Source organism: uncultured Maricaulis sp. (genome assembly GCF_963976135.1).
Taxonomy (GTDB): Bacteria; Pseudomonadota; Alphaproteobacteria; order Caulobacterales; family Maricaulaceae; genus Maricaulis.
The window spans coordinates 1-25,125 of sequence record NZ_CAXBKN010000034.1 but is presented as its reverse complement, the minus strand read 5'-3'; the positions used below and the strand labels follow the sequence as shown (position 1 = coordinate 25,125).

The following is a 25,125-nucleotide window of genomic DNA, read 5'->3' as shown; positions in this document are numbered from 1 at the left end:
CAACGCAGCCACGCAGGGACAGAAGCATGTCGGGTCTGCAAGACAAGTGCCGGACCCCGTAACCGGGATCCGGCAGCTCGTTCTGGACGGTGATCGGCTCAGAAACGGCGGCCGAAACCAACGCCGAGAACAAGCGGATCGATATCGACCGAGGCGGCAATCGCACCGTCAATCAGGACGTCGGTATTGATGTCGATATATTTGAGATCAAGATTGAGGAACCATTCGTCCTGCAGGGCGAAATCGATCCCGGCCTGGGCGGCGAGGCCGAAGCTTTCATCATAGCTGATACGGGTCAGCGCCGATCCGCCCGGCAGATCTTCATTGAAGAAATGCGTGTAATTGACGCCGGCGCCGAGATAGGGGCGCATCTGTCCGTCCGGGTTGAAATGGTATTGCAGTGTCAGCGTTGGCGGCAGCAGCGTGACCTCACCGAGATCGATATCACCGGCTGTCGTGCCGACCGCCTGCACATCGTGGGGTGTGACACCGAGGATGAGTTCGACGGCCCAATTGTCCTGGACGAAATAGGTGATGTCCAATTCCGGCACGATCTGGTCGGAGATATCGACATCGCCGCCGATCGGGCTGATCGTGGCGCCTTCATTGGGCATGACATCGATCGCCCGCAGCCGGACCAGCCAGTCGCCGCTCTCGGCCATGGCAGGCGATGCCACGGCCGCGAGCGTGGCGAAAACTGCAGCAGAAAACACGAGACGTTTCATCAGGAAATCCCTTCATCCATAAATTATGTAGGGCCTTTATGGATGTCCGGCAGCATCGGGGGCAGTGTGCGTTTCGCCGCGCGTCAGCCTGTCGCACGGGCCTGGACAGAAACGGGCTTGCCCCTGGTTCATGCAGCCTTGAATCGGGCTGCGGCAAGTTCGGGTGTGCTTTGCGCCGAACTGGTTTAGATATTGAAATCATGAACGCTGATTCCACCATCACAGCCCTTGAGGCCGCAGAAGCGCTTTGTGCAAAGCGGGGCGAACGGCTGACACCGGTGCGCCGGCGGGTGCTTGAACTGGTCCTGACCGCCCCCGGGCCGGTGAAGGCCTATGACCTGCTCGAGGCCCTCAAGCCGGGCTCCGGCACCGCCAAGCCGCCAACGGTTTACCGGGCGCTCGATTTCCTGATCGGCCTGGGTCTGGTGCACAAGGTGGAGGCGCTCAACGCCTTTGTCGGCTGCTCCACCATCCATAGTCATCCCGGTGGCTGCGCCGAACTCTTCATCTGCACGCATTGCGGCGCGGTCGAAGAGCGTCATGGCGCCCCCGTCAGCACCCACACGCCGGAAGGCTTCCGGATTGAACGCTCGGTGATCGAGCATTTCGGCCATTGCAGCAATTGCGATCACTGAGGGACTATCAGGCGATGATCGAGACCTGGCGCGGCAATGTGAACGCCTGGGAGTGCGACGAACTCGGGCATATGAATGTGAAATTCTACCTGACCAAGGCCAGTGAGGCCCTGGCCGGACTCGCGGCGCAGAGCGGGCTCAATGCCATTCACCGCGCCGACGCCAATGCCACTCTCCTGCCAACTGCCCTGCACGTCCGCTTTCTCGCTGAAGCCCAGCCCGGAGCCCCACTCATGATCGAGGCGGGCTGGACCGCGATCAGCGAATCCGGCTGTTCGGCCGTGCTGATCATGCGCCATGGCGGCACCGGCAAACCCGCCGCCAGTTTCCGGATTGATCTCGACCATGTCTCGCCGCGCGAAGGCCGCGCCTTCGCCTGGCCCAGCCATTTTGCCGCCCGGCTGCAAGGCCGCATGGTCGAGATCCCGGACTTTGCCCGGCCGCGCGGCCTGGCCGAGACCAAGTCGAGGGACTCGGCATCCTTGCCGCGCGCCGACGCGCTCGGCCTGGCCCATGTCGGTCAGGGCCGCTTCACCCCGGACGAAGTCGATGTATTTGGCCGCATGCGGACCGAAGTCCTGCTCGGCCGGATTTCCGACTCGGTGGTGAATTTCAAGGACGCCTTTCCCGAGGAATGGGCCTTCCACCGGGGCGAGGCTGACGGCCGGATCGGCTCTGCCTTGCTGGAATGCCGCATTCTGCCGCATCGCTGGCCGCGTGCCGGAGACGGCTATCTGGTTCGCTCGGGCCTGAAATCCTTCGGCCCGAAAGTGCGCAATATCGTTCACTGGGTGCTCGACCCGGCGACCGGCAAGCCCTGGTGGACCATGGAAGGCATTGCCGCCCCGATGGATCTCGATGCGCGCAAGATCACCGACCTGTCCGACACGGTCCGGCCCGGGCTGGAACAGGCCTGTATTTCAGGCCTTGAAGCCTAGCGGCCTGTGCCCCCATCGCCACACTCGTGGCGGATAGGTAACAAATTTGCCCGCCTGGCCTTGCCCGGTGACACCAGCCCGGTGTAATCACGCGGCCACGGACCAATCGACATATTGGAGCAGACCCATGAGCAGATCTATCTGACCTTCGACGGTGGCTGAACGTGCCGCCTTCGCGTGTGACCCGCCGCGCCTGCATCCAGGCCCGGTTTCGCACGACAGCGCTGACGTTCTCCATTCACAGGTTTGATGAACTGCTTTCATGAGGACGGACCGCCCGGTCCGCTGCTGCGATGTCGATTTCCGATCCCGAAACACCTATTGTCCGCACACTGAGCAATCTGCAGGTGCTGGGCTTTCTGCGCCGCCAATGGCTGCGCCGCCCCGTCCTGCTGGCCGGCATGGTCGGCTTCATGCTGCTGGCGACCATTGCCGAGGTCTTCATCCCGGTTGCCGCCGGACGTCTGATCGACGCTCTGGCGGCAGGACCGGAAACAGGCAGGCCCTGGCCCGCCTTCGCGCTCTATCTGGGCACGGCAGTGACCTATTATTTCGTGCGCCAGCTGGCCTCGCGCTGCGAAGTGCCCTTCTCGTCGGCCAATATGGCCGATCTGACGACGGACGCCTTTGCCAAGGTGCAGCGCTTCTCGCTCGACTGGCACGCCAACACCTTTGCCGGCTCGGTGGTCCGCAAGATCACGCGCGGGATGTGGGCCTATGACACGATCACGGTCAATATCTTCCTCGGCATAGCGCCCTCGCTCGGTGTCATGCTCGGCGTCGCCGGCGTGATGGCGGTGCGCTGGCCGCTGGTTGGCGGCGTCGTGCTGGTGGTGATGGCCGCCTTCATCGCCTCCTCCCTGATGCTCAGCCGCTATTATATCCGGCCGCAGAATATGCGCTCCAATGCCCTGGATTCCCAGATTGGCGGTGCCCTGGCCGATGCGGTCGGGGGTATTGCGACGGTCAAGAGCTTCGGCGCCGAAACGCGCGAGGATGAACGTTTTCATGAACTTACCTGGCGCTGGCGCAATGAGACCAAGAAGACCTGGTTGCGCTTCGTCAATTCCTGGCTGGTCAATATCGTCACCGACCTGTCAATGCAGGCTGGCCTGGTCGGGCTGCTGGTCTGGCAATGGTCGCGCGGCGCGGCCTCGGCCGGCGATGTCGTCGCGGCGCTGGCGGCCTATATGCTGGTGTCGGGCTATATGCGCCGCTTTGGTGAACAGGTGCAGGCGATTCAGCGTTCGATGGATGAGCTGCAGGATCTCGCCGTGTTCGATCTGCAGGAGAGCACGGTCGAGGATGCCGTCGATGCCCGGGACTTCGAGCCGGGCTCCGGCGCGATCCGCTTTGACCGGGTCGGCTTTACATATGAAGGCCAGAACCGCCCGTTATATCGAGACTTTTCCCTCGACATCCAGCCGGGCGAGAAAGTCGCCCTGGTCGGTGCGACCGGCTCGGGCAAGTCGACTTTCGTCAAGCTGGTGCAGCGTCTGTATGACGTCAATGAAGGCGCGGTCGAGATTGACGGCCAGGATGTGCGCGATGTGGCGCAGGCAAGCTTGCGCCAGAATGTCGCCCTGGTGCCGCAGGATCCGGCGCTGTTTCACCGCACGATCGCGGAAAATATCGCCTATGGATCACCCGATGCCAGCGAGTCCGACATTATTGCTGCTGCCCGGGCGGCGCATGCCCATTCGTTTATTACTAGCCTGCCGCAAGGCTACCGCACACTTGTGGGAGAGCGCGGGGTCAAGCTTTCGGGCGGTGAGCGCCAGCGCGTGGCGATCGCACGCGCGATTCTCGCCGATGCGCCGATCCTGATCCTGGATGAGGCAACCTCGAGTCTCGACAATGAGACCGAGCGCGATGTGAAACTGGCGATGGAAGCGGTGATGCGTGGACGCACGACCATCATCATCGCCCACCGGCTCTCGACCATTCGCGATGCCGACCGCATCCTGGTGTTCGACCAGGGCCGCATCGTCGAACAGGGCAGCCATGACGAACTGGCCGGCAAGGATGACGGCACCTATGCCCGGCTGGCGATGCTGGCTGCGGGATAGATCGAGGCGCCGCGCCGTTCACACCCACTTGACTGGTGCTGAACGGCGCGGCGTGCTTTTCTCCGCCTCATTGTCGTTTCGAGGTCATGATGCGTTTGCTTGCCAGCTTGTTTGCCCTGTTCCTGATTGCGCCGGTATCGCTGGCGGAGGAAGGCGCACCCTCCCCCTTCGACCAGAATTATGCCGCCATGGAGATCGTCGACGCAGCCCTTGCGGAAGCGCTGGCGGAGGAGAAGAAGCTATTGCTCGTGTTCGGCGCCAACTGGTGCCATGACAGCCACGGCCTGGCCGGGCATTTCCAGGACCCGGAACTGGCGGCCATGCTGGCCGATCATTATGTGACGCGTTTCATCGATGTCGGCTGGCGCGACCAGAACCAGGATGTGATCCGCCGCTTCGGCGTCGCGGCGCTGTATGCGACCCCGATGGTGCTGATCATCGATCCGGCCGATGAGACCGTGCTCAATCGCGATCAGCGCGAAGCCTGGGGCACAGCGGCCTCGACACCGGTCGAACAGGCGCGCACCTATTTCGCGCGCTGGGCCGGTGATGTGCCGCAGACCGGCGGGGTGGTTGAATCCTCACTGATCTATCAGGCGATGATGATCGAGATCGATCTGTTCGAGGAGGAAGAGGGCACCCGTCTCGCCGCGGCCTATGTCGAGATCGGGAGCTGGCGGGCCATGCCGGCGTCGGAACGGCCGGCCGGTTTCAGCGCCCTGTATGACGAGGTCGAGGACTGGCGCCGCGAATTGCCCCGCCAGGTCGCGCAGCAGCGCAGCATCGCCCGCACCCTGATCACAGATGCCCTGATGGCCATCGCCGGCGATGCACCGGTGACGGCGGATGTGGTCACCCTGCTGGACCGGCAGAACCCTGATCTTCACCTCGACTTCGAACCGCATCAGAGCGAGCGCTGGTAGATCAGCCCCGCCGCTTCCGGGAAGTTTTCAATGGCCTCCATTCCTTATTTCGAAATCCATGCCTTCGCCGATCCGGACCTGGCCTTCAGCGGCAATCCGGCCGGCGTCTGCCTGATGGAAGCCTTCCCGGATGATCAGGTCCTGAGGGGCATTGCCGCCTCCAATAATCTTTCGGAGACAGCCTTCCTGGTGCCCGCGGACGCGGCGTCCTGGCATCTGCGCTGGTTTACACCGACGGTCGAGGTTGATCTGTGCGGTCATGCGACCCTGGCAGCCGGCGCGGTGGTGCTCGAATATGATCTCGGCACGCCGGGCACGGCCCGTTTCGACACGCGCTCAGGCCGTCTTGAGGTCAAGCGCGATGGCGCGGCGCTGGCGATGGATTTGCCGCTGATCGGCTATAAGCCCGCCAGCCGCGATGACGCCATCCAGTCGGCGCTCGGGATCGAGGCCGACCCCCGCGACGTGCTGAGCGTCAACCGGATCCATGGCGCCGGCTATCAGATGTGGGTGATGGACAATGAAAGCGCGGTGCGCAACGCCCGTCCCGACCATGGCAAGCTGCGCCAGCTCGACACCAATATCATCCTGACGGCCCCGGGCGAGACGGGCGATTTTGTCTCGCGCTTCTTTGCCCCGGCATCCGGCGTCGATGAAGACCCGGTGACCGGATCGGCGCATTGCACCCTGGCACCCTACTGGGCCAGGCGCCTCGGCAAGACACGCATGAGCGCGCGCCAGATCGGCCCGCGTCCCGGCGCGCTTGAAGTGGAAACGAATGGCGGCGATACAGACGGCGGGCGCGTGACCCTGTTTGGCCACGCGCCGCGCTATCTGGAAGGCCGTATCTGGGCCTGAGGACGGACGGGGTCAGTGTCCCCGGCGGGCGATCACCGCGCTAGTGATGGCCGCGGCGATTATGCCGGACATCGCGTCGGTCGCGGCTATTGCTGCGATAATCGCGCCGGCTGTCGCGATAACGATCATCGTGCACGCCAGCCCTGGCACCGAGGCGCACACCCAGGACCGGGGTTTGACGCGGATAATCGATAATCACGTTGATATTATAGGACGCGCCCCGGCGATCGACCGCGTAATAGCGCCCGGACCGGTCAAGATAGACTGTCCCCGGCGAGGTCATGCGGCGCATGTCGGTGCGCTCATAGCGGTCCGGATAATAGCTCCAGGCATGGGCCGGACAATTGATCACCTGTTGGTCGCGAAAGTCTTCGCGGCGATCTGCCCGGCCGCTGGTATAGCGGGCATCGATACGATCTTCGCGCAGATCCGGGCAGGCAGCGGCATTGGCGTGCCAGGTGCCGGCACTGGCCACACCGGCGAAACCGGCCATGCCGATCGAGGCCAGGAGGGCGGCTGCAGCGATTTTGGCGGTAAGGGTCATGACAGTCTCCTGGATTGGATTATTCTCAAGCCGGCATTCGACCACAGGGCAGCTGAGCGCGGTTTGAATGCCTCGTTCAGGCAATAGTCATCTCCATGAACGATAAAATGCCTGTTTTCAGGCTTGGTCCGCGCACCGGCGCGCGCGATAAGGGGCCAGGCGATGGGGGCGGGAGTTGCAATTCATGCGTACAGGTTTGATCGCGGCATTGGCCGCCATTCTGGTTGTAGCCACGAGCCAGGCGGATGAACCCCGCCTCGACGGTGCTGGCGGCGAGGCCCTGTCGAGCCGGGAGATCAGCCGCTGGCTGCTCAGAATCCAGAAGCCGACACGCGGCGGCGACATCTCCACATCCAGCTATCGCGGGGTCGATACCTGCCAATGGGCCAATGATGGCGAATGCGATGATCCGGGCATCGGGACCGGTGCCTGCGACCAGGGAACGGATTATTCCGATTGCTGGCGCATTGCCGACAATGTCGAGGATGATAGCTGCCAGTGGGCCAATGACGGCGAGTGCGACGAACCCGGATTTGGAACCGGCGCCTGCACCCAGGCCACCGATCTGACCGATTGTGGCGCCATCATCGACCTGCGCTTCCGCAATGATAGCTGCGACACCGCCTTTGACGGGGTTTGCAATGAGCCGGGCCTGGGCGATGGCCGCTGCGACGCACGCACGGATCGCGCCGACTGTTTCGGCCGTGACCGCCCGCTGACGATCAATGATCACTATTTCGGCCATGATGACCGCGTCTTCATGGACACCGCCGCCTCGCCCTGGAATGCGATCGGCCAGATCGATCTCGATAGCGGCGGCGCCTGCACCGCCACGCTGATCGCCGATAATGTGCTGATCACGGCTTCCCACTGCATCAATGAAGATGGCCGCACCGATGCCAGTGCTGTTTTCCGGACCGCCTATGATCGACCCGGCGGGCCGCTGGAAGCGCGCGTCACGGCCTATCTGATCGATCCTGACTGGGACGAAGAAGCCTTTGGCGCCGGCAATGATCTCGACGGAACCGACTGGGCGCTGCTGCGCATTGATCGCCCGCTCGGGGCCGAAATCGGCCATGTCGGCGTTCGCGGCCTGGTGCAGAATGCGGGCAATCGCACCGCCATGCGCGCCGATCTCTACCAGGCTGGCTATAGCTGGGATACCGGCGCCCATCTGTCGGGCAATATTGGCTGCCACATGGTCGAGATCTTCAACGACAATACCATGGCGCACAATTGCGACACGACCCGCGGCGATAGCGGCTCACCTTTCATGATCCGCGAAGGCAATCAGTATTTCGTCGTCGGCACGGATTCAAATTTCCGGCCGACGCCGGGCGAACCGATGAAATACATCGCGGTGCGCTCGGAAGCCTGGCTGCCATATTATGATGATTTCGTCGCCGGCCGGATCGGCCATGGCGGCGCCAGCCCGATGCCCTCCGGCAAGCCGTTGAAATAGTCCCCCGGCCCGGCCGGCCTCACTGGTCTGCGGGCGCAAACAGCGTCTGCAGACTATCGGCCAGGGCCAGCCGCCAGGCGGCAATATCATGACCACCCGGATAGATGTGCAGGCCGGTCTGATAGCCGGCCGCGTTCAGCGCACCGGCCATGTTGCGGTTGGTCTCGAGCATGACATGCCCCTGATTGGTCGAGGTCACGACATGCTCCAGCGAACCGGCCGCGAGCAGGAAGCGCGGGGCTTCGCCCGGCGCTTCGGCCAATTGCCGCGCCAGCCATTCCGGTGCCTCGCCGGGCGGGGCCCAGTAGAATGAACCCGACAGCGAGAGCACGGCACCGATCGCTGCCGGCCGGGACAGCCCGGTAATGGCCGCCGACAGGCCGCGCCGCGAGGCGCCACCGAGAACAACATCCCGGCGCGATAGCTGCCAGCCGTATTCCGCCCGCAGGAAAGGCAGGAGCTCGTCGACGATGAAAGCACTCTGATCGGCATACAGGCTTTCGTCACTGCCCGGATCGAGCTGGTCGATCAGCACCACATGCATGGGCGGTATATCGCCGGACTCGGCAAGGTTATGGACAATCTCCCAGGCCGGGGCGCGGCCACCCCAATTGAAGGCATCATAGAGGATCAGCACGGGTGACGCGGCTGTGCCGCCCGCAGCCGGATGAATGTCCAGGCTCACCGGCCGGGACAGCGCATCGCTCGCGACCTGCCGCATTTCGGCAGCCGGCAACCAGCTCGGCGGCACGGGTGCCAGGACTGACACATCCCCGACCCGGTCGAGGCTCAGCACGGCTTCCGCCGCGCGGCCGCGCAGATGCCGCGGATTATGCGGATCGGTCACCCGGTCCGTGCCGCCCGGCCGCGTGACGAGAAAACTGTAACTGGCCTGGACATCGCGCGGGATATCAAGGCTGAGACGCCAGATCGGGCTGCCGCCCAGCCTTTGCATCGGCAAGGTGTAATCGCGCACGAAATCCTCGACCGGCCAGTCGACCTGAACCGCATTGATGACGCTGTTGAGCCGGACGCCGGTAACGTCGCTGCCGGCCTTGTAGAAAAACGTCACCCGCGACCGCCCGGCATCTCCGGCGATCGGTTCAATGCGCGGCAGGCCGCCGCGGCTCAATTGCGTCCAGGCCTGCTCGACAGCACCGGGCTGGGTCAGCAAGAGGCGCTCGATCTCGGCCAGGTTGACGGCATCGTCCGCGCCCGGCGCGTCGTCAAGGGCGACCATGGTCAGCATCAAGGCGAGCAAGACCGGCATTCCCGTCATGAAACTTCCCCTTTGCCCGTTCCGGCTCTCAGTCTAGCCTGCCGCGCAATCAGGGGGAAAGCGCATGACAGCCACACCGATCACGATCGCATCCGACCGCGTCTCGAGACTGATCCTGCTCGCGGCGCTGATCCTGGGCGCGATCTATCTGCTCGACGATTTCGGAATCGGTGCCCCCTACCCGCTCAATGTCATCATCAAGGCCGGCGGCGTTGTACTTCTGGGCGTTTACGCCCTGAAGCAGGGGCGGCTCTGGCTCGGCCTCGGCCTGCTGGCCGGATCGGCCGGTGATGCTTTCCTCGCCCTGGAGCCAACCCAGCAGGCGCTCGGCATTCTCGCCTTCGCCATCGGGCATCTGATCTATATCGGCCTGTTCGCCGATCAGCTGCGCCGCAAGGGAAATCGCGGCCTGCCGGGCTATCTCGCGACCGGGGTCATCATCGTGTTCGGCGCGGTGATGCTGGTGGCGCTGCAGCCGCATTTCGGCGAATTGCGCATCGCGGCCAGCATTTATAACGGGATTATCCTGGTGATGGTGGCGCTGGCGCTGATCGGCCGGGCACCGAATCTCGCCGTCATCGGCGCGCTGCTCTTCCTGATATCCGACGCTGTGCTGGCCTGGCGCATGTTTGCCGGCATGCTCGACTGGGCCGGACCGGTGGTCTGGGTGTGCTATTTCGGCGGCCAGGCCTGTATCGCGCTCGGCCTGAGCCATCCCGAAGACAGCGCCCGGAACTGATCCGGACGCTGCTTCGCAAGACTGTGATCAGGCGTCGGCCATCAGGCCCTGTTCGGTCGCCATTTCCTTCATCGCCTTTTGCAGCTTCTCGAAGGCGCGGACCTCGATCTGGCGAATACGCTCACGGCTGACGCCGAAATGTGCGGCCAGTTCTTCCAGGGTTTCCGGCTCTTCCGACAGGCGGCGCTTTTGCAGGATATGCTGTTCGCGCTCATTGAGCTCGCCCATCGCCGATTGCAGCAATTGCATGCGGGTGTCGAACTCATCGCTCTCGGCGAGCTCGTCTTCCTGGCTTTCCGCATTGTCATCGGCCAGCCAGTCCTGCCATTGGCCATCGCCCTCGGTGCCGCGCAGCGGCGCATTCAGCGAGGCGTCGCCGCCGGACATGCGGCCATTCATCGACATCACTTCATCGGTCGTGACACCAAGCTTGGTCGCGATCGCCTCGGCCTGTTCCGGCTTGAGATCGCCCTCATCGAGCGCCTGCATCTGGCTTTTCATCCGGCGCAGGTTGAAGAAGAGCTTTTTCTGGGCCGCAGTCGTACCCATTTTCACCAGCGACCAGGAGCGCAGGACATATTCCTGGATCGAGGCGCGGATCCACCACATCGCATAGGTGGCGAGGCGAAAGCCCTTTTCAGGGTCGAATTTCTTGACCGCCTGCATCAGGCCGACATTGCCTTCGGAAATCACCTCGGCGATCGGCAGGCCATAGCCGCGATAACCCATGGCGATCTTGGCCACCAGGCGCAGATGCGAGGTGACGAGCTTTTCCGCGGCGCCGGCATCTTCATGCTCGCGCCAGCGCTTGCCGAGCATGAATTCCTCATCCTTCTCGAGCATGGGAAAGCGGCGAATCTCGGAGAGATAGCGCGACAGCCCCTGTTCGGGAGACAGTGAGATCGACAATGCATTGGCCATGATTTTCCCTATCCCTGCTGGGAAAACGGCGCCCTTCTGCAAGGCGCCATTTCCCTGTCCGAACCCTATTTAGGGAGCCGGATTGGCAATTGCGAGTGTATCACAACCCTGTGACCGCCATTGATGGGCATATTGCCGCGCATGACGGGTATTCAGGAATGAAAAGCGCGAATTATTCGCCCTCGTCCGGCGCAAACACGAGCCGCAGCGCCTGCAGCGTCGCCGGATTATAGATGGTGTGGTGGTGCTCGTCATGCATCGGCTGATACCACCAGGTGAGATCCTCCGGCGCGCCGGTTTCAAGCGCGGCGACCAGACGGTCCATGCCGGTCTGCATGTCCTCGCCTTCATCGGCGATCGTCAGATAGAGCGAATGGCCGCCAAACTCGCCCGCGGCGAGCAGGTCGGCGGCCTCATGGCTGAGACCCTCGCCGCGCCACCAGAGCGAGGGGCTGACGGCGATATAATGGTCAAAACTGTCCGGCGCGCGCAGGAAGGTCTCGGTGATAAACAGCCCGGCCAGGCTCTCGCCGATGATCGCGTTCTCGCCGGAGGTGCGGTAACGGTTCTCGATCCAGGGTTTGACCTCATCGAGCAGATGCCGGCGAAAATCATCGGCACCGCCGTTTTCCGGGATCCAGCGCAGATCGTCTTCCAGCTCTGAAACGGCGGTCAGTTCGACAGAGCGGTTCTCGGTCTGCACCCCGACGAGGATGAATTCGCGGTATTGCATCGACAGGCTGGCCAGCGCCGCCATGCCGGCCATGGGGATGAAGTCCTGCTGCGCGCCGCCATCGACGAGATAGAGCACCGGATAGCTGCGATTGCCATCGCCATAGCTCCAGGGCAGGGAGACCGTGATGGTGCGGCTGCCGTCATAGATCACCGAATCCAGCACGATTTCCTGGCCGATGACGATCGGTGTCGATGCCCCCGGCTCCGGCGCGGCTTCCGGCTGACAGGCCGCCAGGGTAAGCGTCGCAGCGGCGAGGCCGAAAAATCGGGTAAAGGGTTTCAGGCGCATCGAAAATCTCCGGCCAATGGGTGCGTCGGGTCTCTGTCTGACCCAAACGCACCCGATTGCCAAGCCGGCCCGTCAAGCTAGACGCCTTGTCGTCCCTGGCTGCGAACCAGCTGTAATTCCAGCCGCTTCACTTCGCGGATTACCCGGTTATTGAGCAATTGCTCGCCCATGAAGCCCTTCATGAACAGGCCGATCTGCATCGCGGCCAGCGCTGCGACACCCCAGCGAATGGCTTCCAATGGCGTGCTGGCAATGAACAGGTGCCAGCCCGCCCAGATCGCCAGTCCGGCGGCGGCAATATTGACGATATAGACCGTCCAGATCACCCAGCCGAGCCGGCCGCCAAACAGGCCGATTGCCTGGGCGAAATAGCCCGGTTCCTCGCCGAACTGCTCGAGCAATTGCCTGTCCTCGGCGTCGAGGGCCTCGGCAATCATGGCGTCGAGTTCCTTGTCAGATCCCGTCATTTGAACCTCCCTGGTTCGATGGAGTTGAAATGGGTAATTCCAGCGCCGCGCGCATCTTGCGGCGGCCATGCATCAGGCGGGTCTTGATTGTCCCCGCCGGAACCGACAACGCGACGGCAATCTCCGCCACGGTGAAATCGTCGATATAGAAGAGCGCCATCGCCATGCGTTGCTCAATGGGCAAATCCGTCAGCGCCCGCGCCAGCGGTCCGCGATCGGCCAATGCCTCGGCAGTGCGCTCACCATCATCCGCGCCTTCGGGCTCGGCTGCCAGCGCCGCCCCGGTCTGGCGGCGGCGTTGCAGGCCACGGATGGTCGCGGCGCTCTTGCGGGTGACAATGCGATAGGCCCAGGCCGGAAAGGCTGCGGCGTCGGTGAGGCCGCCCAGGCCGCGCAGGATATCAATCCAGGCGTCCTGCAGCGTGTCGCGGGCCAGCTCGGTCTCGCCGGTCAGGCGCAGGGCGTGACGCAGAAGTGCCGGCTGCCACAGGCGGGCGAGCTGGCCGCTGGCGGCGCGGTCGCCGGTCTGCGCAGCGATGACGAGGTATTCCCCGAGAACCCGTCTCATGTCGCGCTGCATGGCTCACGCCCCTCATCTGCCAGGCCGGTCAGGCGGCCCCGTTCAGAGTATAGGTGCGCGTCACGACAAAAAGGGTTCAATCGCGAACGGCCCCGAGCCGGGCGGACGCCCCGCTCAGCCCTTCTCGGGCAGGCCCTTGTGATAGCTCAGATAGCCGCGCTCGACCATGCGCCGCATGGCTTCATAGGCTTCCGACAACTCATCATAGACGCCGCGCAAATGCGACAATCTCTCCAGCTGTGCCGCATCCAGCGCCTTGTGCAACTTGGCCAGCTCGATCGCCGTCGACACCCAGGCCGTGCGCGCCTTGGCGGCGGTCAGGGCGAGATTGCGGAAATCCTCCAGCGTGACGTGATGGATGTCCTTCTGGATCACCGCCTGATTGGCGGCCGAGACCGTATAATCGATCTGTTCCAGATGACCGCGCAGCTTGCGTTGCTCGCCCGGATCCTGGACCAGGTCGGGCTCGAAATGATCGGATGTACGTCGAAAACTCGATGTCACAGACTTGCTCATGCCTCACCTCTAACGGGCAAACAGGGCTCAAACATGCCACAGACCGATTAACGGAGCCTCTATTGCGCCATGTCCGCCAGATGCTGGCGAAACTGGGCCATCGTCATCAATTCAGTCGGCGTCCCCATCGCGCCGCCCGGATCCGTTTTACGGCCCGGCGCGACCTCGTCATGGCCGAAGACGCGCTCGAGGCTGAAGCTTTCGGGAAACCGGCGTGACAGCCAAATGCAGATCCGGGTCAGGGCCGCGAATTGCTCGGCGCTATAGGGCAGATACCAGCCGGGGGCGATATTGCCACCCTCGCACAGGCGCACTTCGTAATCGCGATACCATTCGCCATCCTCATCCAGACGCGTGCAACGCCCGTCCTCGTCAAGCACGACCCGGCCCCTCTCATCACGCTTGGTATTGAACCAGGGGCAGAAAACACCGGTCTGGACCGCCGGAAACAGCTGACCGGGATTATTCAGTTCAAAGCCGACATAATATTGCGACACGCCCTTGCGGCCTGTCGCCGGGCATTGACTGGCGCCGGCATGATAGCCCCAGCCTTCCCAGGTAAAGCCCTGCGGCAGGAAGATGCGGCCGGTCCGGCTGATCCCGCCATAATGATAGCCATGTTCGGCCGCATAGCGCATCACCTCGGTGGTCGAGCGGTCGCTGGAGGGCTGGGTGCGGGCAGCATCATAGTGCACGATCAGGCCTTCCAGCCCGTTCGGCCGATAGCCGCGCACCTTGTGGAAGACGCCGGGCAGGGTCTCGAATTCGGGTTGCATCACCTCGCCGAGTTCAATCCGCGACGGGCGATCATCCTCATCCGCCTCGTCGGCGGGTGGCGATGGCTCGTCGCGATAATCCTCGCAGGCCCCGGTCCAGACATAGAGCGAGCCGCGGCAGGCATACCAGTGATCATTGCCGCCAACATCATCGCCCTTGACGGTCGCGGTGACAAAAATCTCGGTCCCCGCGTCCAGGGTTTCCCGGATCGGCGATGATAATCGGGGTGCTCCGGTTCTGAGATTAACCCGCCTATTGGTGCGCGCTCGCGCGATGACCCGATCCGACATGTCCCCTCCACCAGTGCATTTGAGCTCTTTATACAACTACTTCGGGCTTTGCGTACAGAGCTCGCCATTCAGGATTATTCATCCTAGCCGCGAAAAGGCCGGCGTGGATAAGTTCACCGATTCAGCGCCTTGCCTGCCAGTGGGTTTGCCAGGGCCGCGCCGCCCGGCCGGACCGCCCGTGGCGCGATGAGGCCGGGCCTGTGCCTGCCCCCGCTTCTCGCCTAACCTGCGGCGAGCAGGCCCGCATCAATTTCAGGAGACAGCCCCATGGTTCAGTGGCGCGGACGGCGTGAAAGCCGCAATGTGATCGATCAGCGCGGCACGCGTTATAGCGGCGGCGCCGGCGGTGGTGGCGGCGGCCTGCTGGCGCTCTTGCCATTGCTCTTCCGCATATTCGGCTGGAAGGGCGCTGTGCTCGCCGTCATCATCGTTGGCGGTATCGGCCTGTTCAGCGGCGGCATCGACAGCGCCCTCAATAATCTCACCGGCGGCACGTCCCAGCCAGCCACAATCGAAGGCGAAATCCCGGCCGGCACAGAAGAGGCGGCGCGCTTCGCGGCCGTCATGCTGGCCGACACCGAAGAGGTCTGGAACGAGGTCTTTGCCGAGGCCGGCCAGCAATATCGCGAGCCGAAACTGGTGCTGTTCTCCGACGCCGTGTCCTCGGCCTGCGGCTTTGCGCAATCGGCCATGGGCCCCTTCTACTGCCCCGCCGACGAGCGCGTCTATATCGATGTCCGCTTCTATGACGAGCTGGCGCAAATGGGCGCCGGCAATGGTGATTTCGCCCAGGCCTACGTGCTGGCCCATGAGGTCGGCCATCATGTCGAGAACCTGCTCGGCATTCTCGACCGCGCCGACGCCGAGGGCCGCCGTGGTGGCGGCGCAGCGGCCAATCTGATGCAGGTACGCGTCGAGCTGATGGCCGATTGCTTTGCCGGCCTGTGGGCGGCGCGCGCCGATCAGCGCTTCAACCTGCTTGAGCCCGGGGATATTGACGAGGGCATGGCGGCCGCCGCCGCCGTCGGCGACGACACCATCCAGCGCCGCGCCGGCCGCAGCGTCGTGCCGGACAGCTTCACCCACGGCTCCGCCGCCCAGCGCCAGCGCTGGTTCATGCGCGGCTTCAACAATCCGGATGTCTCGTCCTGCGATACCTTTTCGGCCCGCGAACTCTAGGCAGGGCCACGCCCGGGAAACCACGATTATGACCCAGCACGCCGCTGCCCGTCACGATAACGCCATCCGCCTCACCGATAGCGGGCTGGAGACCTGGCTGGTGTTCGATTGCGGCCTCGACCTGCCGCACTTTGCCGCCTTCCCGCTGCTCGAGACGACTGCGGGACGCGCTCAGCTGACTGATTATTGGCAGCGCCATATTGCGATCGCGCTCAGACACCGGCTCGACTTCATTCTCGGCGCCCCGACCTGGCGCGCCAATGCCGACTGGGGCGCGAAGCTGGGCTATGACGCCGCCGCGCTCGACCGTGTCAATCGCGAGGCGATCGCTTTCATGCAGGCCCTGCGTGACGCACATCAGACCACCACCAGCCTGATGCCGGTCCAGGGCAGTATCGGACCGCGCTTTGACGCCTATCATCCGGACACAGTGATGAGCGCCGATGAGGCCGAGGCCTATCACAGGCCCCAGATCGCCAGCTTCGTGGCCGCCGGCGCCGATGGCGCAACGGCCATGACCGTCACCCATTCCAGCGAGGCGATCGGCATTGTCCGCGCGGCGCGGGCGGCGGATCTGCCCATCGGCATCAGCTTCACCACCGAAACCGACGGGCGCCTGCCCGGTGGCGTGGCGCTCGGCGAGGCGATCATGGCGGTCGATGCGGCGACCGGGTCAGCGGCCACGGGTTTCATGATCAATTGCGCCCATCCGGACCATTTCAGCGCCGCGCTCGATGCCGGCGAAGCCTGGACGCGGCGCATCACCGGGCTGCGCGCCAATGCCTCGCGCAAGAGCCATGCAGAGCTGGACAATGCCAGCGAACTTGATCCCGGAGATGCCGAGGAACTTGCCGGGCTTTACCGCGATCTGCGCGCGAAACATCCCGGCCTGACCCTGCTGGGCGGCTGTTGCGGCACGGATGACGGGCATATCGCCGCGATCTGCCAGGCCTGCGTCTGAGGGTGAGCCCGGGCGGCAGCCGTCACTCCGAACGGCTCAATCGGCCATTGTCCGGCCCGCAGCGTTATTCGATGCGGATGATTTCCCAGTCCGGCGTTTCGCCATCGAACGCCACCCAGCATACGCCGCTCGACCCCCATTCGCCGCCGACATCCTCGATCGGCGTGCCGATCGGATAATCCGGCCATTCGCGGCAGGACGGGCGGTCATCGCCGGCTGCATAAGGATCGTTCCAGATCATGTCATTGCTGACAATGATCTCGCCATTGGCCTCCATCGACCACTCACCGCTGAACGGGTCCTCGCCCATCGCGTCGGGGAAACCGCTCACGGTCCAGCTGCCACCCTCATAGCCGCCGCCTTCAAAGCGGATCGTGCCGGAATATCCCGCCGCGGGCAGGTTGGGCACGCGGTCTGTCGAGCGCAGGCTGAAACTCTGTCCGGCAGGGGTGCGGGCGCTATCCTGGGCCAGCGCCGGGGCGGCGATGATGGTTGCGGACAGGGCGGTGGCGGCGAAGGCCAGCGTGATCAGGGTTTTCAAAATGAAACGCTCCGGTTCTGCGGCCAGCTGTCCGGCCTTGTTGGTAGCCCGGTTATAGCCCTGAAACCATTAAGCTTCGGTGCGTGACATGGCTCAAGTTTTCAGGAGCTGTGCTCGGCGCCTGCCCCTTACTCGGCCCGGCCCCGGATTGCGAAAATGCTATCGCGCCATCACGGAGCGGCGTAATATCACGCCACGCGGTCCGCCGGACCTCGCTCAAAGGAGCATGACATGGCCAAGGGTCAGCAAAAATCCAACAAGGAAGTCAAGAAGCCCAAAGCGGAGAAGAAGAAAACCATCGCCGCCGCGCCTTCCACCAAGGGCACGGTTGTGCCGCCGGGCAAGAAATAACCACTCTGTGAGGGGGCGGGCTGCCGGGCGACCGGCACCTGCCCCCTGTCTGGCACCAGGTGAAGCCGCGCTATTGCTGAACCGCACCCGCCTCGCTGCGATCCGCGATCACGGCGAGGATATTGCGCTGAATACCGCCCAGAATAATCTCACCCCAGACGGCGCTGTAGTGATTGGCCGGACTGCTGGCGCGGTAGCGCGTCGTCAGGGTCAGCCGGGTGCGGCCATCGGCGAGCGGGATCAGGGTGTAGCTGCCGGTCTCGATACCGAGAAATTCGCTGTCCGGACCGATATGCGCATCGGTATGACGCGCGATGGAATCGTCGGGAAAGACGAAGCGCCAGGCCAGATGGCTGTTTGGCGACCAGCCCGTCACATGTTCCTCGAAACCGATCTGCTCGCCCCAGCGTGCCAGCCGCACGGCACCGACGCCCTCGCCCACGACCAGGGCCGAGCGTGGCCGCGGAATGCGCAGCACGTCCTGGGCAATCGTCCACACGCCCTCCTCGTCGGACAGACCGTCGAGGCTCAGAAGATGCGGCCAGACCTGATCGGGAACTGCCTCGATCACCATCGAGCGCCGGACCTCGAAATGATGCGTCGGATTGGCGGCTATGGGTCCCAGCAACAACAGGGCGAAGGGCAGCAAGATCAGGCCGGCGCTGTGGAGCACGGCGCGCTGGCGGAAACGCGCGTGCAGCCCGCTGACGGCCAGCGCGCCGAGCCAGGCACTGATCCACCACGGCACGGCCAGGATGACCATGCAGATCAGCCCCTCGCGGAAGAAAATGCCGACAATCACCATGACCGCCAGCAGGAGGAAGCCGACGCTCACACCGGTCCGGCCCGACTTCGCCATTCCACCGGGACTGATGGCGTACTGGATGATGGCGCCAAGACAGAAGGGCAGACCAAACAGGGCGGTAAATCCGCCCGAAAGACCCGCCCCGGCATCGGTGCCGCCGAGGGTGTAGAACAGGCCGGCCAGCACGGCCAGGCCGATAAAGACCAGCAAGAGCCGTGCGCCCACCCAGATCCAGGCCCCTTTCGGCTGCAAAGCTTCGCTCACCGGTTATCCCCCATGCCGGCACTCCCGCCGCGCCGATGCGGGAGATTGCCGTGGATCGCGCGCCGATACCAGTGCCCCATGGTCGCAGGGGCGCGGACGCCAGTGCGGATCAGTCGAAAGCGTAGAGCAGGGAGATATCCAGCCGGGTATCGGTCGGCTCATAGCCGGCACGCGTCTCGAACTCGTGCTCGATACGCAGGCCGGTCTGGACGGCCCAATTGCCGAACAGGCGGTTGGTCAGGCTGAAGCGCTGGTCGACGCGCGAGCCGCCGCCGAGGAAGGCGGTCGTCTCGGAGCTGAAGCGGGCGGTTTCGGAAATCTGGTAGTGCAGGCTCGATCCGGCCTCGGCGACCCAGTCGGTCAGGGTCTCGCCATTGAGGCGGTCCTCGCGGAAACGCTGGCCGGCACCGCCGCGCAGCACCCAGTCCAGCTTCGGCCCGTCCAGCGCATGCCAGATCCCGCCCGCGGTGACGAAAGCCGAACGCTCGTAAATCCCGATCAGGTCGCGCTCATAGGAGCCGCCGCCATAATAGCCGATACCGCTATCGAGTTCGCGCGTGGTGCGGAGCTCGACCAGCCAGTTGTCGCGCGTGGTATGGGTGGCGCTCTCCGAGAGGAAATACTCGAACTGGCTGTCAATGCGCCAGCCCTGCTCGAATTCGCGGTCGAGCTCGACGGCGAAGGTGAAATCGGTGAGCTCGGAATTGCCGCGTTCCAGCTGGATACCGGCGCGGACATGACCGGCCCAGCTGTCCGGCCGCATCATGCGGATCGAACCGGCCAGCCAGCCGCCGGAACCCTCGGGGGCGCCGCCCAGGGCGATCGGTGCACCGCCCAGACTGCGATGCTCCGCGTGCTCGGCCGGCGGCGATGCCGGGCCGGCTGGCGCCGCGTCAGTTACAGCCGGCAGCGGCCAGCCGGCGACGGCGCTGGCACGGTGCGGCAGATGCGCGAGAATATCGGCATGGACGGCGGCGCGGCCGCCCTCGACCAGCACGGCGACCATGTCGGCGGTCTCGAGGAAACGCGCATCATCATCCTGGCGGTCCGCCGCCTCGGCCAGCAGCGCCTGGTAGGCTTGCGGCAGTTCGGCTGCCACAGGCGCCGCGAGCATGATGATCGATGCGAGCCCGGCAGCGGTGACAGCCGCGAGTGATTTCAGCATGTTGATCCCCTGGGGCTGCGAGTTTCCGGATGCGCCGCGCAAAACCTATTCGGTGCGCGTGATGCGCCAGTCCAGACTGCCGCCATCGGGGCCGAGCCAGCAGACGCCGGTCGCTTCCCAGTCGCCGCCGACCGATTCGACATCGGCGCCGACCGGATAGTCCGGCCAGCTGCGGCAGATCGGAGGCTCGCCCCAGGGATCCATCCAGAAAATGTCGGCCCCATTGGTGATTTCACCATTGGCGTCCTCATTCCATTCGGTCGACCACGGGTCGGACCCCATCCCATCCATGACGCCGGACACGGTGATATTGCCGCCGCTCTCGAAACGGATGGTCGCCGTCTGGCCGATGCGCGCGATATCCGTATTGCGGGTCGCGACGGCCGTGAATTCCTGTCCCGCCGGACCGTCATCGGCCAGCGCGACGGGGGCGGCAAGAATCAGGGCGAGGCTGGCCATGAGCATGGTTTTCATGAGATTTTCCGTTTTCTGGCTGGAGCGTTTCGGGTTCGGCACCGGTCTGGTGCGCGGGGTTGAGGAGCACGCTTGATGCGCACGTGAAATTCTGGCCGTCGGGGCGATAGGGCGGATACTGCGGTCGGCCCGCCCGGCAGGTCCGGTCCTATTGCAGGTGGAGCTCGCTATCGCTGACCCCGTTATTATTGAACCAGCAGGTCTCCTCCTGGCCGGAATAATCCGCCGCCCAGATCTGGCAGGTCGCCGGACCGCCATCGGGCAGGAAATAGAGCGCATCGCCGCTGATCGTCACCGAACCGTCCGCCGCCTGGCTCCATTCCCCCAGCGTGCCGACTTCCAGGCCGGGCGGCGGCGGGGCCCAGCCGGTGTCGAGCTGGGTAATGGTCACCGTGCCGCCGCTCTCGCCGCTGCCGAAGGCGATCGCCAGCTTCAAGGATGTCAGATTCTCGATCCGGGTCTGATAGACCTGACCCGATGGCGAGGCGAACGCCTGCGCGCTGGCGGCCGGCATGGCGAGCGGCAACAGCGCCGCGGCAAGGGCGGCAAAGGCGGCGATATGGCCGGGCCGGGTAAATGCACGCATCGGACGTCCCCCATTCTGGTGAAATGCAAACCAAGCACGCCCGGGATTAACGGAGGATGAGAGCCGCCGCATTTTCCGGATGCAAATCCCCTCCGGCTGGCGTAAATCCCGCGCGCTGCGGGCCGGGGCGGAAGGCCGCCTTCGCGCGGCGGGTTCGTCACCTCACATGTCGGATATGGCGTTTGACTGCGTCGCCTGCGGAGCCTGCTGTTTCAGCCGCCATCCGCGCTATCTCGTCCTCCTGCCGCAAGACCAGGCCCGCATCGCCCCCGATGCCCTGCCCGCCGAAAGCCTGTTTGAGGACGGCGGCCGCTCTTTCGTCGATTTCAGCTGCGGCCACTGCACCCATCTCAGGCTCGAGACCGGCCAGGCCCTGTGCGCCGTCTACGACCACCGCCCCGAAGCCTGCCGCGCCTTCCGCGCCGGCAGTTTCGAATGCGGCAAGGCGATCCGGGCGAATGGGGTGATGGGGGAGAAGGTGCGCGAGACGCCGGCGGCCTAACGCTTTCTTCCCCGCCTCCGGCGGGGAAGTGGGCCCTGCGTAGCTTTAGCGAAGCAGGGGCCGATGGGGCCGCAGCCGCAGGCTGCGGAGAGACGTGGGTGCCAGACACCGCCGCTGCCAACAATCGTCATCCCAGCGCAGGCTGGGACCCAGACTCATAGAGCCAGGCCGGAACGGGGTCAGGCGCCAGGCTTGTCGGCGCCGGTGCGTGAATCTGGGTCCCAGCCTGCGCTGGGATGACGATGAGATTGGTGTTGGGTGAGCAAGTCCTCCGCCGCCGCCCCGGCCTCAGGCGCAGGCTCCAGAACAACACCCATCCCTTCCAGGATTTCCGCGTCGATCTCCTCCGGCGTCATGAGGGCAATGTCCCGCTCGATCTCTTCCAGCGCCTCGATCCACTCATTGCCGCGGCGCGCCGGCGGCAGGGATTTGAGCAGGGTGGCGGCGGTGCGCACGGCCGCGGCAGTCTCCTGATTGAGGAATTGCCGGTAGAGGCAGCGCATCATCAGTCTCAGCGCCTCGTGCTCATACATCGCGACCAGCCCGTCGAATTCCGGCTCTGCCGCTGCGGCGGGAGCAGTATTGTGTCGTGTCATGGAAAGACCCCTTGTCTTGTGGCCGCGTGGCGCACAGGCGTGCGCGCTTCGCGCGGCGTTCGCCGAAGTGATGGGAGGCAAGCGGGATGCCGGCGATGCCGGTAACCGGTAATGGAATAGCGCGTGACATCGTGACATCCCGCTTGCGGAGTTTTCCCGGGCTGTCTCCACCCCGTTTCCAATCCTCACACGTACTCGGGTCGGTCGTTTAGTGCCCTCGGACGTGAAGAGAGGACGCCCTGCCAGCGCTTTCGATCGTCACATCGATCGCCCGGACAGGCTCCGCGCGCTCCCGGGCATCAGTGACGTGGCCTGCGCCTCCCACCCCGGGAACCGCTGAGGATTATGCGCGCGGGTCGAGGGGGCGGGGACAAGTCGGGGCGGATTTTCTGGGTTGGGCTTTGCTGGCGGGGGTTTGCGGGCGGTGTGGGGCGGGGATAGGGCGGCGGCGCCCTGCCCTCGGTCACTCCTGAATCGCCCAACAATCGTCATCCCAGCGCAGGCTGGGACCCAGTCTCGTAGAGCCAGGCCGGAGCAGGATCAGGCGCCAGATTGACCAGCGCCAGTGCGTGAATCTGGGTCCCAGCCTGCGCTGGGATGACGATGAGATTAGCGCTTAGTGAAAAAAACCCGCCCGCCCGGGCGAGGCCAAGCCATAAACCCCTTGCCAGCCAAAGGGCCTCAGGGGACAGGCGCGGTCAAGGGTGAAACCGCGAAGCGGCGCCTCCGGCGCCCTTGACCGCGCCTGTCCCCTGAGGCGGAGTCTCGGCATGGGGTTTAAGGTGGGGTGTGGGTGGGCACCCGCTTCAGAGCGGACCAAATAGTGCGTGTTCCCACGTTCTTTTCGACTTGAGGGCGAAAAGCGTTGTACCCTACACTTCACAATTGCCGATTCGCTAAACGGATTTGGGACAACTATTGTCAATGTTAGACAAACTAACTCCTATTCGACACCGCTCGAACCTTTCGTCCATTCGGGAGGATCTTGAACCAGTGGCGTCTGAATATTGTTTAGAAGTGATCGACGCACACTTGGCCGAAATTGAGCACCCCGATCCCACTCCGACTAACCACACATTTCTAGCCGATGATCGGCTCTCGGGGTTGCCGACGTATTGCTCGCGAGCAAGCTGTCGGACTCTCCGATTGAATCAAATATCTGCCTTTTCGGTTCTTTACTCCGACAAGACATTAACCGTAAACCCATTCCAGTATGCACTACGGTTCTACAGCGAAGAGAATCCGAAAAGATTTAAATCAGAGCTGGCCTTTGCAATACATAGTTATTATCAACAAAAACCATTGATAGACACGGGAATTATACAATATATCGACTACGATTGCATGAACGTATGCAATGATTGCCTTGCAAAGGTTTTGTTTGACAAAGGCAGCACTAATTTAGAAGATGATGATCTAATAGGTATTGTCTGGGACTATATACGTGATTCAACCAGTATATTTCGAGAAGATGCCAGCACGATTCGAATTGAGTTCGACCAAACTCACTCAGAGCACATAATATATTTGAGGGGGCACAAAAATATTATTTCGGAAATAAAGAACTTTGCAGACTTCCCACTTAATAAAATGCTCGAAATTGGGTTTTTTAAGAATCTATTTGAGTCCATTACTCACGAAATGGTCGCCAAAAACCACTACTGCGACGAGGTTGGCATACAAAACATTCTAGGATCACCATCAGAATTTAAGGTGGCCTCAGCATTCGCCCAAACTGCTGCGCACGGCCCAAGCATAGAAGCCGGGTTCCCATTGTTCGCGCCGGCAAATTTGACTGAGGCGATAAAAATTCGCGAACAAGAATGGCACCACCTATCTGATTTTCGTAACAGTATCCGAGAATGCATTTCAGACGGCCACATCTCAGACGCCGATGCGCTCGATCATGTTCGAAGCGCAACAAGCGCAATCTACAAGAAAATTTCTAAATCACGACAAATGTCGACCTCCGACCTGATAGCTGCCACCGGGAACAGCGGCATGCTTTTTCTGACGGCGGCGATGACCAGCGGTCTATCGGGCGTAGTTTCTTCAATTGCAGGCGCACTTGGGGGAAGCCACTTGGGTGAGAAAGGAGCAAGAACAGTCCTACAACATCTGAAAATTCCTGAAGAGGTAAAGGAAGATCGCTTCTATTACGGGTGGAGAGTTGGACGCGCACTATTAAAAAAATAACCTACCCATCATTCAGACGCTTATTTGGGCTCCAAAATTTGTACATCGATAACACTTAAGAGACGCCCCATCATGCGACACGTACCGCAGGTACGTATCCCTCTCGATCCAAAGCAATCGCCTCCCTCACCGTCCCGTCCTCGCTGAGATAGATCTCCGACCCCAGCGCCTTGAACTCCACCGCCTTCTCCGCCATCCCGGCTCAGCGAGGGACGTGTACCTCTGGTACGCGTCCCATGGGAAAAGGGGCGGCGCAATGCGGCGTGCAGAGCCCGTGGCCTGTGCCTCAAATTCCGACCGCTGCGGCGAACCGGACCGGGAAAGAGGAGTCCTCCCCGGGACAGGCACCAGAGGTGCCAGTCCCTCAGCGCATCAATCAATCGCCTCCCTCACCGTCCCGTCCTCGCTCAAATAAATCTCCGACCCCAGCGCCTTGAACTCCGCCGCCTTCTCCGCCATCCCGGCCTCGGCCTCTGACGCCTCAACCGCATTCGGCGCCCGCGCAGAGCCAAACCGGTCGCGGATCTCGCGCGTGATCTCCATCGAGCAGAATTTCGGCCCGCACATGGAGCAGAAATGCGCCACCTTGTGGGCGTCCTTGGGCAGGGTCTTGTCGTGGAAATCTCTTGCGGTTTCCGGGTCGAGGGCGAGATTGAACTGGTCTTCCCAGCGAAATTCGAAGCGGGCGCGGGACAGGGCATCATCGCGGATCTTCGAGGCCGGGTGGCCCTTGGCGAGGTCGCCGGCATGGGCGGCGA

Annotated in this window: 27 protein-coding genes; 11 read left to right on the top strand and 16 right to left on the bottom strand. The window is 63.3% G+C overall.

Going from position 1 to position 25,125, the window contains the following annotated elements; genetic code table 11:
* Positions 1 to 98 precede the first annotated feature (98 nt).
* Positions 99 to 725, bottom strand: a complete 627-nt coding sequence (locus AAC023_RS06580; protein WP_339739381.1) for an OmpW family protein — start codon at positions 723 to 725, stop codon at positions 99 to 101.
* A gap of 200 nt (positions 726 to 925) precedes the next feature.
* Here AAC023_RS06580 and AAC023_RS06575 point away from each other — a divergent pair, with 200 nt between their 5' ends.
* The 5 genes from AAC023_RS06575 (at position 926) to AAC023_RS06555 (ending at position 6,148) form a co-directional block, all read left to right on the top strand.
* A complete protein-coding gene (locus tag AAC023_RS06575) occupies positions 926 to 1,360 on the top strand; it encodes a transcriptional repressor (protein ID WP_339739379.1) in 435 nt (144 codons plus the stop codon).
* A gap of 14 nt (positions 1,361 to 1,374) precedes the next feature.
* A complete protein-coding gene (locus AAC023_RS06570) occupies positions 1,375 to 2,298 on the top strand; it encodes a thioesterase family protein (protein ID WP_339739377.1) in 924 nt (307 codons plus the stop codon).
* A gap of 293 nt (positions 2,299 to 2,591) precedes the next feature.
* Positions 2,592 to 4,367, top strand: a complete 1,776-nt coding sequence (locus AAC023_RS06565; RefSeq protein WP_339739375.1) for an ABC transporter ATP-binding protein — start codon at positions 2,592 to 2,594, stop codon at positions 4,365 to 4,367.
* A gap of 86 nt (positions 4,368 to 4,453) precedes the next feature.
* A complete protein-coding gene (locus AAC023_RS06560) occupies positions 4,454 to 5,290 on the top strand; it encodes a thioredoxin family protein (protein WP_339739373.1) in 837 nt (278 codons plus the stop codon).
* Positions 5,291 to 5,320: 30 nt separating this feature from the next.
* A complete protein-coding gene (locus tag AAC023_RS06555) occupies positions 5,321 to 6,148 on the top strand; it encodes a PhzF family phenazine biosynthesis protein (protein WP_339739371.1) in 828 nt (275 codons plus the stop codon).
* Between the two features lie 40 nt (positions 6,149 to 6,188).
* Here the strand turns inward: AAC023_RS06555 and AAC023_RS06550 are convergent, their stop codons facing one another.
* On the bottom strand, positions 6,189 to 6,692 hold the full coding sequence (locus AAC023_RS06550; protein ID WP_339739369.1) for a hypothetical protein: 504 nt from the start codon (positions 6,690 to 6,692) through the stop codon (positions 6,189 to 6,191).
* A 184-nt stretch (positions 6,693 to 6,876) separates the two neighbouring features.
* On the opposite strand from AAC023_RS06550, the gene AAC023_RS06545 reads away from it, so the two are divergent.
* Entirely contained in the window at positions 6,877 to 8,154 is a 1,278-nt protein-coding gene (locus AAC023_RS06545; protein WP_339739367.1) for a trypsin-like serine protease, read from the top strand.
* Positions 8,155 to 8,173: 19 nt separating this feature from the next.
* Here AAC023_RS06545 and AAC023_RS06540 read toward each other — a convergent pair whose 3' ends face one another.
* A complete protein-coding gene (locus tag AAC023_RS06540) occupies positions 8,174 to 9,433 on the bottom strand; it encodes an alpha/beta hydrolase-fold protein (RefSeq protein ID WP_339739365.1) in 1,260 nt (419 codons plus the stop codon).
* 64 nt (positions 9,434 to 9,497) lie between these two features.
* Between AAC023_RS06540 and AAC023_RS06535 the strand changes: the two genes are divergently transcribed.
* Positions 9,498 to 10,172 (top strand): lysoplasmalogenase, encoded by a 675-nt coding sequence (locus AAC023_RS06535; RefSeq protein ID WP_339739363.1) that lies wholly within the window; start codon positions 9,498 to 9,500, stop codon positions 10,170 to 10,172.
* Positions 10,173 to 10,199: 27 nt separating this feature from the next.
* Here AAC023_RS06535 and rpoH read toward each other — a convergent pair whose 3' ends face one another.
* The 6 genes from rpoH to AAC023_RS06505 all read right to left on the bottom strand — a co-directional run bounded on the left by rpoH (position 10,200) and on the right by AAC023_RS06505 (position 14,747).
* Entirely contained in the window at positions 10,200 to 11,093 is an 894-nt protein-coding gene (rpoH, locus tag AAC023_RS06530) for an RNA polymerase sigma factor RpoH (protein ID WP_339739361.1), read from the bottom strand.
* A gap of 172 nt (positions 11,094 to 11,265) precedes the next feature.
* A complete protein-coding gene (locus AAC023_RS06525) occupies positions 11,266 to 12,117 on the bottom strand; it encodes an alpha/beta hydrolase-fold protein (protein WP_339739359.1) in 852 nt (283 codons plus the stop codon).
* Between the two features lie 77 nt (positions 12,118 to 12,194).
* On the bottom strand, positions 12,195 to 12,584 hold the full coding sequence (locus AAC023_RS06520) for a DUF6768 family protein (protein ID WP_339739357.1): 390 nt from the start codon (positions 12,582 to 12,584) through the stop codon (positions 12,195 to 12,197).
* Complete coding sequence (locus AAC023_RS06515; protein WP_339739355.1) at positions 12,571 to 13,152, bottom strand: RNA polymerase sigma factor; 582 nt, start codon at positions 13,150 to 13,152, stop codon at positions 12,571 to 12,573. The genes AAC023_RS06520 and AAC023_RS06515 overlap by 14 nt, the downstream gene beginning before the upstream one ends.
* Before the next feature lie 126 nt (positions 13,153 to 13,278).
* Positions 13,279 to 13,680 (bottom strand): hypothetical protein, encoded by a 402-nt coding sequence (locus tag AAC023_RS06510; protein WP_339739353.1) that lies wholly within the window; start codon positions 13,678 to 13,680, stop codon positions 13,279 to 13,281.
* Positions 13,681 to 13,739: 59 nt separating this feature from the next.
* On the bottom strand, positions 13,740 to 14,747 hold the full coding sequence (locus AAC023_RS06505; RefSeq protein ID WP_339739351.1) for an N-acetylmuramoyl-L-alanine amidase: 1,008 nt from the start codon (positions 14,745 to 14,747) through the stop codon (positions 13,740 to 13,742).
* Between the two features lie 267 nt (positions 14,748 to 15,014).
* Between AAC023_RS06505 and AAC023_RS06500 the strand changes: the two genes are divergently transcribed.
* The gene (locus AAC023_RS06500; protein WP_339739349.1) at positions 15,015 to 15,926 is read left to right on the top strand and encodes a neutral zinc metallopeptidase; all 912 of its coding nucleotides are present in this window, start codon (positions 15,015 to 15,017) and stop codon (positions 15,924 to 15,926) included.
* Positions 15,927 to 15,954: 28 nt separating this feature from the next.
* On the top strand, positions 15,955 to 16,887 hold the full coding sequence (locus AAC023_RS06495) for a homocysteine S-methyltransferase family protein (RefSeq protein WP_339739347.1): 933 nt from the start codon (positions 15,955 to 15,957) through the stop codon (positions 16,885 to 16,887).
* A 64-nt stretch (positions 16,888 to 16,951) separates the two neighbouring features.
* On the opposite strand, the gene AAC023_RS06490 is transcribed toward AAC023_RS06495, so the two are convergent.
* The 5 genes from AAC023_RS06490 to AAC023_RS06470 all read right to left on the bottom strand — a co-directional run bounded on the left by AAC023_RS06490 (position 16,952) and on the right by AAC023_RS06470 (position 21,073).
* Positions 16,952 to 17,428, bottom strand: coding sequence for a hypothetical protein (locus tag AAC023_RS06490; RefSeq protein ID WP_339739345.1), 477 nt, complete (start codon positions 17,426 to 17,428; stop codon positions 16,952 to 16,954).
* Between the two features lie 421 nt (positions 17,429 to 17,849).
* On the bottom strand, positions 17,850 to 18,848 hold the full coding sequence (locus AAC023_RS06485) for an SRPBCC family protein (RefSeq protein ID WP_339739343.1): 999 nt from the start codon (positions 18,846 to 18,848) through the stop codon (positions 17,850 to 17,852).
* A gap of 109 nt (positions 18,849 to 18,957) precedes the next feature.
* Entirely contained in the window at positions 18,958 to 20,013 is a 1,056-nt protein-coding gene (locus AAC023_RS06480; protein ID WP_339739341.1) for a DUF481 domain-containing protein, read from the bottom strand.
* Positions 20,014 to 20,058: 45 nt separating this feature from the next.
* Positions 20,059 to 20,487 carry a hypothetical protein gene (locus AAC023_RS06475; protein WP_339739339.1) on the bottom strand — a complete coding sequence of 143 codons (429 nt, stop codon included), beginning with the start codon at positions 20,485 to 20,487 and terminating at the stop codon, positions 20,059 to 20,061.
* Positions 20,488 to 20,635: 148 nt separating this feature from the next.
* The gene (locus AAC023_RS06470; RefSeq protein WP_339739337.1) at positions 20,636 to 21,073 is read right to left on the bottom strand and encodes a hypothetical protein; all 438 of its coding nucleotides are present in this window, start codon (positions 21,071 to 21,073) and stop codon (positions 20,636 to 20,638) included.
* A gap of 166 nt (positions 21,074 to 21,239) precedes the next feature.
* Between AAC023_RS06470 and AAC023_RS06465 the strand changes: the two genes are divergently transcribed.
* The gene (locus AAC023_RS06465) at positions 21,240 to 21,575 is read left to right on the top strand and encodes a YkgJ family cysteine cluster protein (protein WP_339739335.1); all 336 of its coding nucleotides are present in this window, start codon (positions 21,240 to 21,242) and stop codon (positions 21,573 to 21,575) included.
* Between the two features lie 179 nt (positions 21,576 to 21,754).
* On the opposite strand, the gene AAC023_RS06460 is transcribed toward AAC023_RS06465, so the two are convergent.
* Positions 21,755 to 22,171: a hypothetical protein gene (locus AAC023_RS06460; RefSeq protein ID WP_339739333.1), complete on the bottom strand. Its 417-nt coding sequence runs from the start codon at positions 22,169 to 22,171 to the stop codon at positions 21,755 to 21,757.
* A 1,146-nt stretch (positions 22,172 to 23,317) separates the two neighbouring features.
* Here AAC023_RS06460 and AAC023_RS06455 point away from each other — a divergent pair.
* On the top strand, positions 23,318 to 24,367 hold the full coding sequence (locus AAC023_RS06455) for a hypothetical protein (RefSeq protein ID WP_339739331.1): 1,050 nt from the start codon (positions 23,318 to 23,320) through the stop codon (positions 24,365 to 24,367).
* Between the two features lie 372 nt (positions 24,368 to 24,739).
* Here AAC023_RS06455 and AAC023_RS06450 read toward each other — a convergent pair.
* The coding region (locus tag AAC023_RS06450; protein ID WP_339739329.1) for a phosphomethylpyrimidine synthase ThiC at positions 24,740 to 25,125 on the bottom strand (386 nt) is incomplete at its 5' end.